The sequence below is a fragment of the Herminiimonas sp. genome (assembly GCF_030655415.1).
This window is the reverse complement of the sequence record NZ_JAURVN010000006.1, coordinates 82,947-94,703: the sequence shown is the minus strand read 5'-3', so window position 1 is coordinate 94,703 and position 11,757 is coordinate 82,947. Positions and strand designations below refer to the sequence as shown.

Genomic DNA, 11,757 nt, shown 5'->3' with positions numbered 1-11,757 from the left:
AATCAAGATTCAATGACAGTTCTTTCAAATCAAACTTCACGCTTAGCCCGCATCGACGCTCTGCGCGGGATTGCCGTGTTCGGCATTCTGCTAGTGAACGTATGGTCTTTCATCTGGGGCTTTGAGAGTTTGCGCTACGGCGTGTTGCCGGCGACCGCATCGATTTTCGATGTGCTGTCTATCGCGTTCACCGCATTCTTTGCCGAGCAAAAGTTTTATCCTATCTTTGCATTTTTGTTTGGGGCGGGCTTTGTGATGGTGACGCGTTCACTTAAACAAAAGCTTGGTCGCTGGAGCGATGCTGAACGTTTGTATCGACGTCGTCTGAAATGGTTGCTGGCTTGCGGCGTGGTGCACGGCACGGCAATCTGGTTCGGCGACATCTTGACGGTGTATGCGATTGCGGGATTCTTTATACTGGCTGGATTGACCGGCGCGCGCTTGCGTAAAGTGCGCACTAGGCTGCGCGTCTGGCTCGTCATTTTCTTTGCGCTGTTGCTGGGAAATTTTTTTCTCGGCTTGCAAATGGTCAGCCCTGCTGCCTTGCAGGATCAAGCGATTAATACCGTCGCTGCGGTGGAAGCCGGACGCGTGGTTTATACAGAAGGCAATCTGCTGAGCATAGGGATACAACGCGTAGGCGACTATCTGTCCGTCACGACGCAATCGATATTCATCTTGCCGCATATCGCAGTGCTATTTTTATTAGGCGTACTGTCAGTGCGACTCGGCTGGTTAACGCAGCCAGTACGACACATAAAATTCTGGCGCAGAGTGCAATGGATAGGTTTTGCGATTGGCATTCCCTTCAATCTCGCATGGGCCACGATGGTGGTGGTCGAAGCAATCGATCCTTTGCATCCATCGGTTTATTCTTTCCTGCTGTATGCGTGGCTGCCGGTAGGCGGTACCTGTCTGGCAGCGGCGTATGTCGCCACCATCTTACTAGCTGAAGAAAGCATTGGACGTTGGCTGGATAACTGGATGGCGCCTGTCGGCAAGATGGCCTTGACGCATTACCTTTCACAGTCCTTGCTGTGCTCGATCTTGATACAAGGCTTCGGCTTTGGACTCGGTGCGACATGGACGCCGGCTGGATGGCTGGCGATTGCATTCGCGATCATGCTGCTGCAATTATTCTGGAGTCGTTGGTGGCTGGCGCGTCATGCGCAAGGTCCGATTGAAATGTTGTGGCGACGCTATGTCAACAAAGGGATAGTCAGCGCCGAATAAAATCCAAGTGCTTTAAGCGATGCTGTCATTCAAATGACAGGCTGAGAAATGGCTGGGCGCGAGTTCTTTCAATAGCGGTTGCTCGACACTGCAGCGCGGCATCGCGTGCTCACAGCGCGGGTGAAAATGGCAACCCGATGGCGGATGCATCGGTGATGGAATTTCTCCCTTTACTGCATAAAAATCAATTTTCTTCACTTCCAGTTTTGGTGCCGATGCCAGCAAGGCAATCGTGTACGGATGATTAGGCCGCGCAAATAATTCTGCCGTCGGCGAAGACTCGACAATACGTCCGAGATACATAATGACGACGCGATCGGATACGTGGCGCACCACGCCAAGATCGTGACTGATGAATAGATACGTCAGGTTCAGTTCATCGCGCAGCTTGATGAACAGATTCAACACTTGCGCCTGTATCGATACATCGAGCGCGGCGACCGCTTCATCACACACCAACAATTCTGGATTGACTGCCAAGGCGCGTGCGATGCCGATGCGCGCACGTTGACCGCCAGAGAATTGATGCGGGAAGCGACGCGCCAGAGCCGGATCGAGATTCACTTTTTGTAAAAGCTGCGCTACGTATTCCTTTTGCTGTGCGGCCGGAATCATGCCGTGCGCAACTGGCGCTTCGCCGACAATATCCTGTATGCGCATGCGCGGATTGAGCGATGCATACGGATCCTGAAAAATCATTTGCATCGCGAGTTGTTGCTTGCGTCTTTGCGCAACGCTGACGGCGGCGAGATCCTCGCCTTTCCACAAGCGCGTGCCGGATGACAAGGTATGCAAGCCGACTGCCATTCGACCTAAGGTCGATTTACCGCAACCTGATTCACCAACCAGACCGACGACTTCGCCGGAATGAATCGTCAGCGAAACCTGATCGACGGCATGCACCACTTCTGCTGCCTTCTTTGCGCCAAAGATGTTTGCCACTTTGGAAACCGCATCCAAAGGTTTAGCGAAGCGCTTGCTGACGTCGCGCAATTCAAGCAGGGGCTGAAAATGCTGAAGTGGTTCAGTCATGTTTTGCCTCTAGCGTCAAACTTGCTGCTTCCGGGATGGGATGAAAACAGCGCAAGGTGCGCGCGCCATCAGTCGTCAAAGGCGGCGTGTTCTCGCACACCGACGTTGCGCGTTCGCAGCGGGTGCGGAAAGCGCAACCGGACGGCAGATTCAGCAATGATGGCGTCATGCCGGCAATTTGCCGTAGCGGCTGACCGGGCAGATTGCGCGATGGCGACGATGCGATCAAACCATAGGTATATGGATGCTGCGGTTTCTCCAGCACATCTTGCACACTACCGCTCTCGACAATCTTCCCGGCGTACATTACGCACACTGCATCGGCCAAACCGGCAATCACGGATAGATCATGCGTGATCCAGATCAGCGAGGTGCCGGATTCTCTACACAGCTTTTGCATCTCGTACAAAATCTGGCCTTGTATCGTGACATCGAGCGCGGTCGTCGGCTCATCGCAAATGATCAAGTCCGGTTTATTCAACAAGGCAATCGCGATCGCCACGCGTTGTCGCATTCCGCCCGAGAATTGATGCGGATACGCAAGCAGCCGCTCATCCGGCGACGCGATGCCGACACGCACCAGCGCGTCGCGTGACATCTCACGTGCGGTCGCTTTGCTAACCTTCTGATGCGCCAGCACGGCTTCTATCATTTGCGTATCGATGCGCAGCACAGGATTAAGCGTAATCATCGGATCTTGAAAAATCATCGCGATGCGATTGCCGCGTATGCGACGCATCGCTTGCGGTGGCAACGCGCGCAAGTCCTGATCTTTCAGCAGAATTTTTCCGCCTACGATTTTTCCTGGCGCATCGATCAAGCCCATGATCGAATACGCCGTCATCGATTTGCCTGAACCGGATTCGCCAACCAGGCCCATGATCTGGCCGGGCGCAACCGAGAACGACACGTCTTCTACCGCTTTCACAATGCCGTCGCGCGCAGAAAAATGCATCTGCAGGTTTTGCACGCTGAGGGTTGGCGTAGTGTTCGTCATGGTCATTGCGTCTGCAGGCGGGGATTCAATACGTCGCGCAATTGATCGGCGACCAAGTTGATAGACACCACTGTGACCAGCAAGGCGATGCCGGGGAAAACGCTGATCCAGTATTTGCCGGACATCATGTAGTCGAAGCCGTTAGCGATCAGCAAGCCTAGCGACGGTTCGGTGACCGGCAAGCCCAAACCAAGAAATGACAAGGTCGCCTCCAGCGAAATTGCTGACGCCACTTGCAAGGCTGCGATGACGATGAGCGGTGGCAGGCAGTTCGGTAACAGATGGCGGAACACAATGCGCAATGGCGACAGGCCGAGTCCGCTCGCAGCTTCTATATATTCTTTTTTGCGTTCGACCAGCGCCGCGCTGCGCGCCGTGCGCGCGTAATACGCCCACTGCACCGCTACCAATGCGATGACGATTTTGCTGGTGCCTGGCCCCATCAATGCCAGCAAAATCAACGCGACCAAGATCGGTGGAAAAGACAATTGAATATCTGCCACCCGCATGATGAAGCCTTCAACGCGACCGCCGAAATAACCGGCGAACAATCCCAGCGTTAAACCGATCATCAACGCAATCGCCGTACTCACGACGCCGACAATGATGGAAATCCGCACGCCATACAAAATCGCCGACAGCATGTCGCGCCCTTGCTCATCGGTGCCGAGCAAATAGGTGAACGTGTGATCGATATTTTGTCCGCCCGGAGCGAGGCGTGAATCCATGATGTCGATTTGCGTCAGGTCATACGGATTCTGCGGTGCGATAATCGGCGCAAAAATCGCCGCCAATACGATCAGACTCAATGCGACAAATCCCGCCAGCGCAATTTTGCTGGAAAAGAAATTGCGCGTGAAACGCTTGAATGGTGTTTCCACTTCGAGTTTGATTTCAGCTGATTTGATTGCTGTGTTCATCATCAGCCTTTCGCATCCGACAAGCGCACGCGCGGATCAAGCATCGAATACACGACATCGACGATCAGGTTGATGAAGATGAACAGCACAACAATCAACATCAGGTAAGCGACGATCACCGGCCTATCCAGCACACGGATGGAATCGATGATCAGCTTGCCCATGCCCGGCCATGCAAATACCGATTCCGTCACGATCGCAAACGCGATGATGGAACCGAACTGCAATGCGATGACGGTAACGATCGGAATCAAGATATTTTTCAGCACGTGCACGCCGATGATGCGGCTGTTCGACAAACCCTTGGCGCGCGCAAATTTTACGTAGTCCTGCAACAGCGCTTCTTGCGCGCCGGCGCGCGTCAGTCTGATGACCAATGCGATATTAAACAGCGCGAGATTAAATGCGGGCAATAGCAAATGCTGCAAACCATCCAGTGTCAGGAAGCTGACCGGCACGCCGAACAACATGCTTGTTTCGCCACGTCCGCCCGATGGCAGCCAACCGAGCTGCACTGCAAACACCATGATCAGCATCAAGCCGACCCAGAATGTCGGCAATGAAAACCCAAGGATGGAAACCGCCATGATGCTTTTTCCGGTCCAGCTATTCGGCCGCAAGCCAGCCCACAATCCCAGTGGAATGCCGAGTACGATCGCAATGAGGATGGCGCAAATCGCCAATTCCAAAGTTGCAGGGAGACGTTCAAGAATCAGCGCCAATGCGGGCGTGCCGAATGAAAACGAGCGGCCGAGATCGCCGCTCAATGCTTGCTGAATAAAAATGAAATATTGCTGCCACAACGGTTTGTCGAGACCAAACGCGGCAATCGTGCGTGCGCGTTCCAGCTGATCGGCATCCGGACTGATCAGCATATCAATAGGATTGCCGATCGCGTACACGCCGACAAATACCAGCAGAGACATCACGGCCAGCACCAGTATACTTTGAGCCAGGCGGCGCAGAATGAAGTCGAGCATGATCAGTCCACGCTCGCTAATACGAAGTTAAAGGCGCGCGCACGAACCTCCGGCAAATGCAATTGCGCGCGGGATTTATTCAGGATGGAACTGATGTGCGAAGGTGAATTCATCGGTACGCGCAGTGTACTTCAAGCCTTTGCGCAGCGCCCAGGTCGCATATTGATGATGCAAGGGCACCACCGCGTAATCCTTCAGCGCCACGGAAGCTGCATCCTTCGCAAATGCTTCGCGCTTGGCTTGATCGACTGACGACAACGACGAGACGATCAATTTATCCACTGCGGGATTGCTGTACTTGCCCCAGTTCCACGAACCCCAACCGCTTTCTGCATTCGGTGTACCGACCAAAGTACGCAAACCAAAATCGCCTGCCAAAGTACCCCAACCTAATAAAGACACACTGAATTCGCCAGCACGTGCCTTGGCGAAATAGACTGACAGCGGCAGCGTCTCGACCTTGGTCTGAATGCCGATGCGATTCAGAAATTGCGCAACCGTCTGCACCACTTGTTCGTCATTGATATAGCGATCGTTCGGGCCGTGTATGGTCAGTGCAAAGCCGTTCGGATATCCGGCATCCGCCAGCAATTTCTTCGCGCCTTCCGGATCGTAGGCTTCGACTTTCAATGCGTCGTTATAGCCAAAGATGCCGGGTGAAACGATATTTGATGCCGGCACTGCCAGGCCTTCCATCGTGCGCTCGACCAAAGCCTGACGGTTAATCGCTTTTGAAATAGCCTGGCGCACGCGCACGTCGGCAAGCGGATTCTTGGGCAATGGTTTGCCGGCTTTGTCAGTCACGTAACGTGAAGGACGCGGCGATTGATCGAGCTCCCAGAAAATCGTGCGCCAGGATATTTTCTGCGCGAAGCTGAATTTCGCATTGTTCTTCAGGCGCGATAAATCGGCAGTCGGCACGCCTTCAATCGCATCAACGTCGCCCGACAATAAAGCAGCGAGGCGTGGTGCGGAATTAGTGATGATGCGGAAGGTGACTTTATTCCAATCTGATTTGCCGCCCCAGTAGCTATCGTTGCGCGCGACTTCAATCCGGTCGCCGCGTTTGAAGCTGATAAATTTATACGGGCCGGTTCCTATCAAAGCCTTGCCGCTGTTGAAATCGTCGGTTGTAGCTTTCTCTGCTGCTTTTTTCGAGACAATGAACACTGCGCTCATATCCAAGGTCAACGGACCGTAAGGTGCAGCCGTCGTCAGGCGCACTGTGTAGGGATCGACAATTTTCTTGGCGACGATCTGTTTTGTATATGCAGTGAATGGGCCTGGGCTGTTCGTCAGCTTGGCTGGTCTATCCAGCGAAAAGATCACATCTTCCGCAGTGAAGTCAGAACCGTCATGAAATTTCACGCCGCGTCGCAATTTAAATTCCCAGGTCGTCGCATCGACTGCGCGCCATGAGGTTGCGAGGCCAGGAACCAGTTTGCCGTTGGCATCCACATTCAACAGTGCGTCGAAGATGTGCGCAGAGAACGCGACGTTAGGCGCGATATTCAAATAATGCGGATCAAGCGAAGATACGTCAGCGGACAAACCGATTTTAAGATCGGCGGCCAGCGCAGAATGCGTCATCAAAGTCGCCGAGCATGCAAGCGCGCCGACCAATGCCAGCGCAGATAAATTTTTTCGTTTGAAACCGAACATGGTGTGCTTTCAGGAAAACTATGGGTGATGCTTGCGATGACTTGTGCAGGCTTGCGATCCGAACTCTTCGCATAAGTATGCACGACCGCGCTCAACATGCGATGTTAGTCACCTCACCGATGAATGTAAATAATGCATTTCGGCTATGGATAGTTCAAAAACTTATATCGGCCAGCAGACCTGGAATCATCGGGTGATAATAAGCAGCTTGAGACGAGGAACCGCCGCTGGTTCACGCGTTCTAAATATGTATTGTCGCTAGGAATGGAGCTTGCCATGTTGATCCGATCACTTACCCTCGCCTTTGCCGCGCTGATGGCGTTCAGCATGCCGGCTTTTTCGGAACCTCGATTCGATTTGCTAGGCAATCCAGCACCATCGAATGCAGCCACCCGCACCATCGTCATCACGCCAGAAACCAAATGGGTCAATGTTGAAGGTGGTGAGATTATTAATTTCGTTGTCGGCGACAAATCCTTCGGCTGGGATTTCTTTGTTGGATCAACCGTTTCATCTTTTGACCTCAGTCGCGTAGCTCCTCCCGGTGTACTGAATCGACGCATTGAAGCTTACGTTTCGCCAGATCCAAAATACAGAGGTTGGGACTAAAGATTTGCGCAGGTTTGAGCTAGTCATACAGTCAGCTGCGCTTTAACGCAAAGGAACATCATGAACATCGGTCAAGCCGCAAGCGCTTCCGGCATTTCCGCGAAAATGATTCGTCATTATGAATCCATCAATTTGATCAAGCAAAGCACGCGTACCGAGGCCGGCTATCGCACCTACACCGACCACGATCTGCATACCTTGCGTTTCATCAAGCGCGGGCGATCGCTCGGTTTTTCACTTGATCAGATCAAGGATTTGCTGTCGCTATGGAACGACTCGCATCGTGCCAGTTCAGATGTCAAAGCGATCGCCTTGACGCACGTCGCCGATCTTGAAAAGCGTATTACAGAATTGAGCGAAATGCGCGATACGTTGCAAGATCTGGCGAAATCCTGCTCAGGTGACGCGCGTGCTGACTGCCCTATTCTGCGTGGCTTAGCGCAAGAAAATGACGGCGCTGAATGTGGTGCCTGCCACTAGAAATATGTACTAATTAAGTCACACAATAAAAAAGCGAGCCGGTTCATCACCGACTCGCTTTTTTATTTCTAGCTACAGATTTATAGCGTTGCTCTACCAACAACCGGATAACCGGCAGCGACTATCGCCGCAGCAATCTTGTCCAATTCTGCAGAGGAGTCGACACGCACTTTGCGCTGCGCCAGATCGACCTCTACTTTCGCTTGCGCATCGACTGCCTGTACCGATTTCGTCACGCTGCTGGCGCAATGTCCGCAACTCATTTCTTCAACTTGCAATTCATACATGATTTGCCTCCTGTTAGTGAATCAACGCCTTCACTGTAGTGCTTCCCATTGTGGGAAGGTCAATAAGACTTCTTAATAAACCCGTTTATTTTCTGCTCGCTTTTGCTCGTCATCCAATTCCCTACAAATGTTGACGATTGTTTTTCTAATAATTTGGTACAAGCGTTTTGCCGAGCTTCCATTTTTTAAACCAAGAAAACCGTTCAGTTGCCGACACGCAAAAAAAGATGTGCATTAAATAATGCACGACATAAAAACATTTACTAATAGAAATTTTCATTCACATACTCAGTGAATATTTTGTGAATGTGTCATCAAGAAAGCAAAATAAGCGGGAATATCCCATATTTATGGGATGTGGTTAAGCGAATAAAACAACACAATCAATACGCAGATCCGATTGCCCGCCGTTAATAACTTTCCACCCTCATTGTTTCGTTGAATCGAAGCAACATACCGTGAGGCAATGCCGATGAATTACAGCCATCAACCATTGATCGCTCGCTTTAAACCGATCCTCTCGTCCGGACATACAGGGCTCGCGATATTTCTTCTATTTATTGGTCTGTGCTCATTTATATATACAGCGACCAAAGGTCTGCAAAGTATTGAGCAGATCGATCTGCATAACCAAGCCAGCCGACAGGCACTTCAAAACACTATTCTCATCGGTGAAACGATGTCCTTGTTAAAGGATATCGAAACCGGCCAGCGTGGCTTCATGATCACTGGCGATGAGGCATATCTCTTGCCATACAAGCATGCGCACGATCTGATCGACCAAACCAATAAAAAACTAAAAGCCAGTCTGGCGGAAGAGCGCGCCGATGGTTACTCGCAAACACGCCTCGACGATTTGATGGCAAGACGCATTCACCATGCAGAAGTCTTGATAGATCTGCGACGTCAAAAAGGTGCGGCGATACTCGAAGATCCATCCTTGTTCGGCGAAGGCAAACAAATGATGGATGAAATTCGACAAGAGATTGCCTTCTTGCAGAACGATCAAATGAGCTTGAGTGCTCATCGGATTCATCAAGCTGAAGACGTGCAAGAGCGTTCAATGACGCTCAATTTTTGGCTGTCTATTTGGGGTACTGCGCTTCTTTTCGTTTCCGCGATGTTTTTGATCCGTGAAAAACGTATTCGCGATCTGGCGCAACTCAAATTAAAAAATGCGAATGAAATGCTGGAGCGGGTCGTACATGAACGCACCTTGCAATTGCAACATGCCTTGCAACGCATCAAGAAGTTTGCGATGGAGCTGGATGAAAACATAGAGACTGAACGTCGTCGACTTGCGCGCGAAGTACATGATCAGTTGGGACAGATATTCACCTCATTGAAGTTGGTAATGATGGGAGTAAAAGGCGAACACACGCCAGAAACGATTAAAGAAAAAGTTGATGAGATTGCCGGCTTGCTAGACGAAGGTGTCAATGTCGCGCGCAGGATTTCAGCCGAGTTGCGTCCTGCCCTGCTGGACGACTTTGGTTTGTCGGCAGCGATTGAACATTATGCGGAGGCGTTCACCAAGCGTGGCGGTCCTGCAATGACAATTGATGTATCGCACGATTCCGCATTGACACCGCAACAAGCCAATCAACTGTTCCGCATCTTTCAAGAAGCAGCCACCAACGTATTGCGTCACGCGCATGCCGAGCGGATTTGGATAGATGGCAAATTTGAAAACAACAGTTATCGCTTCACCATCATCGACGACGGCGTCGGCCCCAAACAAATCAGAAAAGATGCGAGCGGCGTGCGCAATATGCGCGAACGCGCAACGCTGATAGGCGGCACTTTTGAATTCGGTCCGGCCGAAGATCAGGGCACAAAGATCACCGTATTAGTACCTTTGCAACTTGAGGGCGACGAATGAAGTGCTTGATTGTTGACGACCATCCCATCATGCGGCTCGGCGTGCGCCAGCTCATCCTCGGCCGCTGGCCTGATGCAGAAATTGCCGAAGCAGAATCCGTAGCCAGCGCCACTGCCAAATTTGCGGCAAGCAAACCCGACATCATCATCCTTGACCTCAGCCTGCCCGATGTCAGCGGCACCGAAGGCGTGGCGAAGATGCTGCGGGTCGCCAAAGAAGTGCCGATACTCGTCCTCAGCCTGAATGCAGAAACCGTCTACGCCTCACGCGTTCTGCAAATGGGCGCCGTCGGCTATTTGCCCAAGGATTTGGCCGGCGATGAATTGATCATTGCTATCCAGCGCATCCTCGAAGGAAAACGCTATGTCACCGCCAGCATGGCCGATCGCCTGCTGGATATTCTTGGTGGCAAAGCCATGGATCAATTGCCGCACGAAGATTTATCCGCGCAAGAATATCGCGTAATGCTCTTACTGGCTGCAGGTAAAAGTGCAAATGAAGTTGGTGAATCGATGCATGTATCCGCCAAGACCGTCAGCACTTATACCGCACGCATCCTGCAAAAAACCGGTTGGAAAAACAAGGTGGAAATGACTAAATATTGTGTGCAACACGGCCTGACGGCCAAAGACTGACTGTTTTACCCCTGTGCGCTTTCTTGTAAGGATTTCCTTACTTAAAGAGACGAACAATCCCTTCCGACACCATCGGCATCTGCGTCTTACCCCGAACGAGCTACTTGTTTATTCTTTAGTTCATCGGAGGTGCTTATGAAAATAGTTGTCGTGGAAGATTCAGCGGTGATACGGAAGCATCTGGTTTCGTTGCTGTTGTCGATACCAGGAGTCTCCGTGATAGGCGAAGCGGAATCGGAACATGAAGCGGTAGAGATGATCCTGCAGCTTTATCCCGATGTCGTGATGTTAGACGTCAATCTGTCACCAGGAAGTGGATTTAATGTGCTGAAAGCGCTTGGGAAAGCTGGCTCTACGTCGGAAATATTCATGCTGACGAACCAAACGCATGACCAGTATCGCCGTTTAAGTTTTGAATTAGGCGCCACTGGTTTTTACGATAAAAGCACGGGTATTGAAAACGTATTGGACAAGATCCGATCCATGATGCAGCCCGGATTGTCCAGCTAACCAAAAAATTACAGGAGTTGTAAATGTCTAAATTATTGAAATCAGCTGTTCTTTGTTCAGTACTTGCTACAAGCGGTGCATTTGCTGGTACGGCAGCGACTACCTTCCAGGTCACCGCAACAGTGTTGAGTTCATGCAATGTCACCGGCACCTTGCTGAACTTCGGTAGCAGCATTGATCCGATCGCAGCTGCAGTGCCTTTGGATTCGAATTCCAGTCTGACAGTGCAGTGTTCAAACACGACACCTTATACAGTTGCTTTGAACGCAGGTACTAACGCAGGTGGCGCATCCGCTTTCGGTGCACGTGCAATCAAAAACGGTTCGCACACCTTGGGTTATCAGTTGTACACGGATGCTGCTCGCACCACAGTATGGGGCGATGGCACCAGTAGTAACACAGTAGGTGGAACGGGTTCGGGCGGTAATCAATCGTTGAGTATCTACGGTCGTTTGCCATCGTTGGTTGGCGCAGTGCCAGGCAGCTATACCGATACAGTCACCGTTACCATCACTTATTAATCTCCTGAT

13 protein-coding genes are annotated in these 11,757 nt (G+C 51.4%); 7 read left to right on the top strand and 6 right to left on the bottom strand.

Translation table 11 applies throughout. The features are described from left to right. Positions 1 to 12 precede the first annotated feature (12 nt). The gene (locus Q7T66_RS06000) at positions 13 to 1,233 is read left to right on the top strand and encodes a DUF418 domain-containing protein (protein ID WP_304932422.1); all 1,221 of its coding nucleotides are present in this window, start codon (positions 13 to 15) and stop codon (positions 1,231 to 1,233) included. Positions 1,234 to 1,245: 12 nt separating this feature from the next. On the opposite strand, the gene Q7T66_RS05995 is transcribed toward Q7T66_RS06000, so the two are convergent. The 5 genes from Q7T66_RS05995 to Q7T66_RS05975 form a co-directional block, all read right to left on the bottom strand. After that, positions 1,246 to 2,265: an ABC transporter ATP-binding protein gene (locus tag Q7T66_RS05995; protein WP_304932421.1), complete on the bottom strand. Its 1,020-nt coding sequence runs from the start codon at positions 2,263 to 2,265 to the stop codon at positions 1,246 to 1,248. Next, positions 2,258 to 3,262, bottom strand: a complete 1,005-nt coding sequence (locus tag Q7T66_RS05990; RefSeq protein WP_304932420.1) for an ABC transporter ATP-binding protein — start codon at positions 3,260 to 3,262, stop codon at positions 2,258 to 2,260. Before Q7T66_RS05990 ends, Q7T66_RS05995 begins: the two co-directional genes overlap by 8 nt. A 2-nt stretch (positions 3,263 to 3,264) precedes the next feature. Beyond that, entirely contained in the window at positions 3,265 to 4,182 is a 918-nt protein-coding gene (locus tag Q7T66_RS05985; protein ID WP_304932419.1) for an ABC transporter permease, read from the bottom strand. 2 nt (positions 4,183 to 4,184) lie between these two features. Further along, positions 4,185 to 5,162, bottom strand: coding sequence for an ABC transporter permease (locus Q7T66_RS05980; RefSeq protein ID WP_304932418.1), 978 nt, complete (start codon positions 5,160 to 5,162; stop codon positions 4,185 to 4,187). Between the two features lie 75 nt (positions 5,163 to 5,237). Then, the gene (locus Q7T66_RS05975; RefSeq protein WP_304932417.1) at positions 5,238 to 6,824 is read right to left on the bottom strand and encodes an ABC transporter substrate-binding protein; all 1,587 of its coding nucleotides are present in this window, start codon (positions 6,822 to 6,824) and stop codon (positions 5,238 to 5,240) included. Positions 6,825 to 7,100: 276 nt separating this feature from the next. Between Q7T66_RS05975 and Q7T66_RS05970 the strand changes: the two genes are divergently transcribed. Together Q7T66_RS05970 and cueR are read left to right on the top strand one after the other, a co-directional pair. Next, positions 7,101 to 7,433, top strand: coding sequence for a CzcE family metal-binding protein (locus Q7T66_RS05970; protein ID WP_304932416.1), 333 nt, complete (start codon positions 7,101 to 7,103; stop codon positions 7,431 to 7,433). Positions 7,434 to 7,493: 60 nt separating this feature from the next. After that, positions 7,494 to 7,913 (top strand): Cu(I)-responsive transcriptional regulator, encoded by a 420-nt coding sequence (cueR, locus tag Q7T66_RS05965; RefSeq protein ID WP_304932415.1) that lies wholly within the window; start codon positions 7,494 to 7,496, stop codon positions 7,911 to 7,913. A gap of 80 nt (positions 7,914 to 7,993) precedes the next feature. Here the strand turns inward: cueR and Q7T66_RS05960 are convergent, their stop codons facing one another. Continuing rightward, a complete protein-coding gene (locus Q7T66_RS05960; protein ID WP_304932414.1) occupies positions 7,994 to 8,200 on the bottom strand; it encodes a heavy-metal-associated domain-containing protein in 207 nt (68 codons plus the stop codon). A 472-nt stretch (positions 8,201 to 8,672) separates the two neighbouring features. On the opposite strand from Q7T66_RS05960, the gene Q7T66_RS05955 reads away from it, so the two are divergent. The 4 genes from Q7T66_RS05955 (at position 8,673) to Q7T66_RS05940 (ending at position 11,748) form a co-directional block, all read left to right on the top strand. Next, entirely contained in the window at positions 8,673 to 10,082 is a 1,410-nt protein-coding gene (locus tag Q7T66_RS05955) for a CHASE3 domain-containing protein (protein ID WP_304932413.1), read from the top strand. Next, positions 10,079 to 10,717, top strand: a complete 639-nt coding sequence (locus Q7T66_RS05950) for a response regulator transcription factor (protein WP_304932412.1) — start codon at positions 10,079 to 10,081, stop codon at positions 10,715 to 10,717. The genes Q7T66_RS05955 and Q7T66_RS05950 overlap by 4 nt, the downstream gene beginning before the upstream one ends. A gap of 135 nt (positions 10,718 to 10,852) precedes the next feature. Then, positions 10,853 to 11,227 (top strand): response regulator transcription factor, encoded by a 375-nt coding sequence (locus tag Q7T66_RS05945; protein ID WP_304932411.1) that lies wholly within the window; start codon positions 10,853 to 10,855, stop codon positions 11,225 to 11,227. A gap of 23 nt (positions 11,228 to 11,250) precedes the next feature. Then, the gene (locus Q7T66_RS05940) at positions 11,251 to 11,748 is read left to right on the top strand and encodes a spore coat U domain-containing protein (protein ID WP_304932410.1); all 498 of its coding nucleotides are present in this window, start codon (positions 11,251 to 11,253) and stop codon (positions 11,746 to 11,748) included. The last annotated feature ends 9 nt before the right edge of the window (positions 11,749 to 11,757 follow it).

What these genes read in the sequence shown, in the direction of transcription:
- Q7T66_RS06000 (WP_304932422.1), top strand. Translation starts at nt 13, where the DNA reads ATGACAGTTCTTTCAAATCAAACTTCACGCTTAGCCCGCATCGACGCT.
- Q7T66_RS05995 (WP_304932421.1), bottom strand. Translation starts at nt 2,265, where the DNA reads ATGACTGAACCACTTCAGCATTTTCAGCCCCTGCTTGAATTGCGCGAC.
- Q7T66_RS05990 (WP_304932420.1), bottom strand. Translation starts at nt 3,262, where the DNA reads ATGACGAACACTACGCCAACCCTCAGCGTGCAAAACCTGCAGATGCAT.
- Q7T66_RS05985 (WP_304932419.1), bottom strand. Translation starts at nt 4,182, where the DNA reads ATGAACACAGCAATCAAATCAGCTGAAATCAAACTCGAAGTGGAAACA.
- Q7T66_RS05980 (WP_304932418.1), bottom strand. Translation starts at nt 5,162, where the DNA reads ATGCTCGACTTCATTCTGCGCCGCCTGGCTCAAAGTATACTGGTGCTG.
- Q7T66_RS05975 (WP_304932417.1), bottom strand. Translation starts at nt 6,824, where the DNA reads ATGTTCGGTTTCAAACGAAAAAATTTATCTGCGCTGGCATTGGTCGGC.
- Q7T66_RS05970 (WP_304932416.1), top strand. Translation starts at nt 7,101, where the DNA reads ATGTTGATCCGATCACTTACCCTCGCCTTTGCCGCGCTGATGGCGTTC.
- cueR (WP_304932415.1), top strand. Translation starts at nt 7,494, where the DNA reads ATGAACATCGGTCAAGCCGCAAGCGCTTCCGGCATTTCCGCGAAAATG.
- Q7T66_RS05960 (WP_304932414.1), bottom strand. Translation starts at nt 8,200, where the DNA reads ATGTATGAATTGCAAGTTGAAGAAATGAGTTGCGGACATTGCGCCAGC.
- Q7T66_RS05955 (WP_304932413.1), top strand. Translation starts at nt 8,673, where the DNA reads ATGAATTACAGCCATCAACCATTGATCGCTCGCTTTAAACCGATCCTC.
- Q7T66_RS05950 (WP_304932412.1), top strand. Translation starts at nt 10,079, where the DNA reads ATGAAGTGCTTGATTGTTGACGACCATCCCATCATGCGGCTCGGCGTG.
- Q7T66_RS05945 (WP_304932411.1), top strand. Translation starts at nt 10,853, where the DNA reads ATGAAAATAGTTGTCGTGGAAGATTCAGCGGTGATACGGAAGCATCTG.
- Q7T66_RS05940 (WP_304932410.1), top strand. Translation starts at nt 11,251, where the DNA reads ATGTCTAAATTATTGAAATCAGCTGTTCTTTGTTCAGTACTTGCTACA.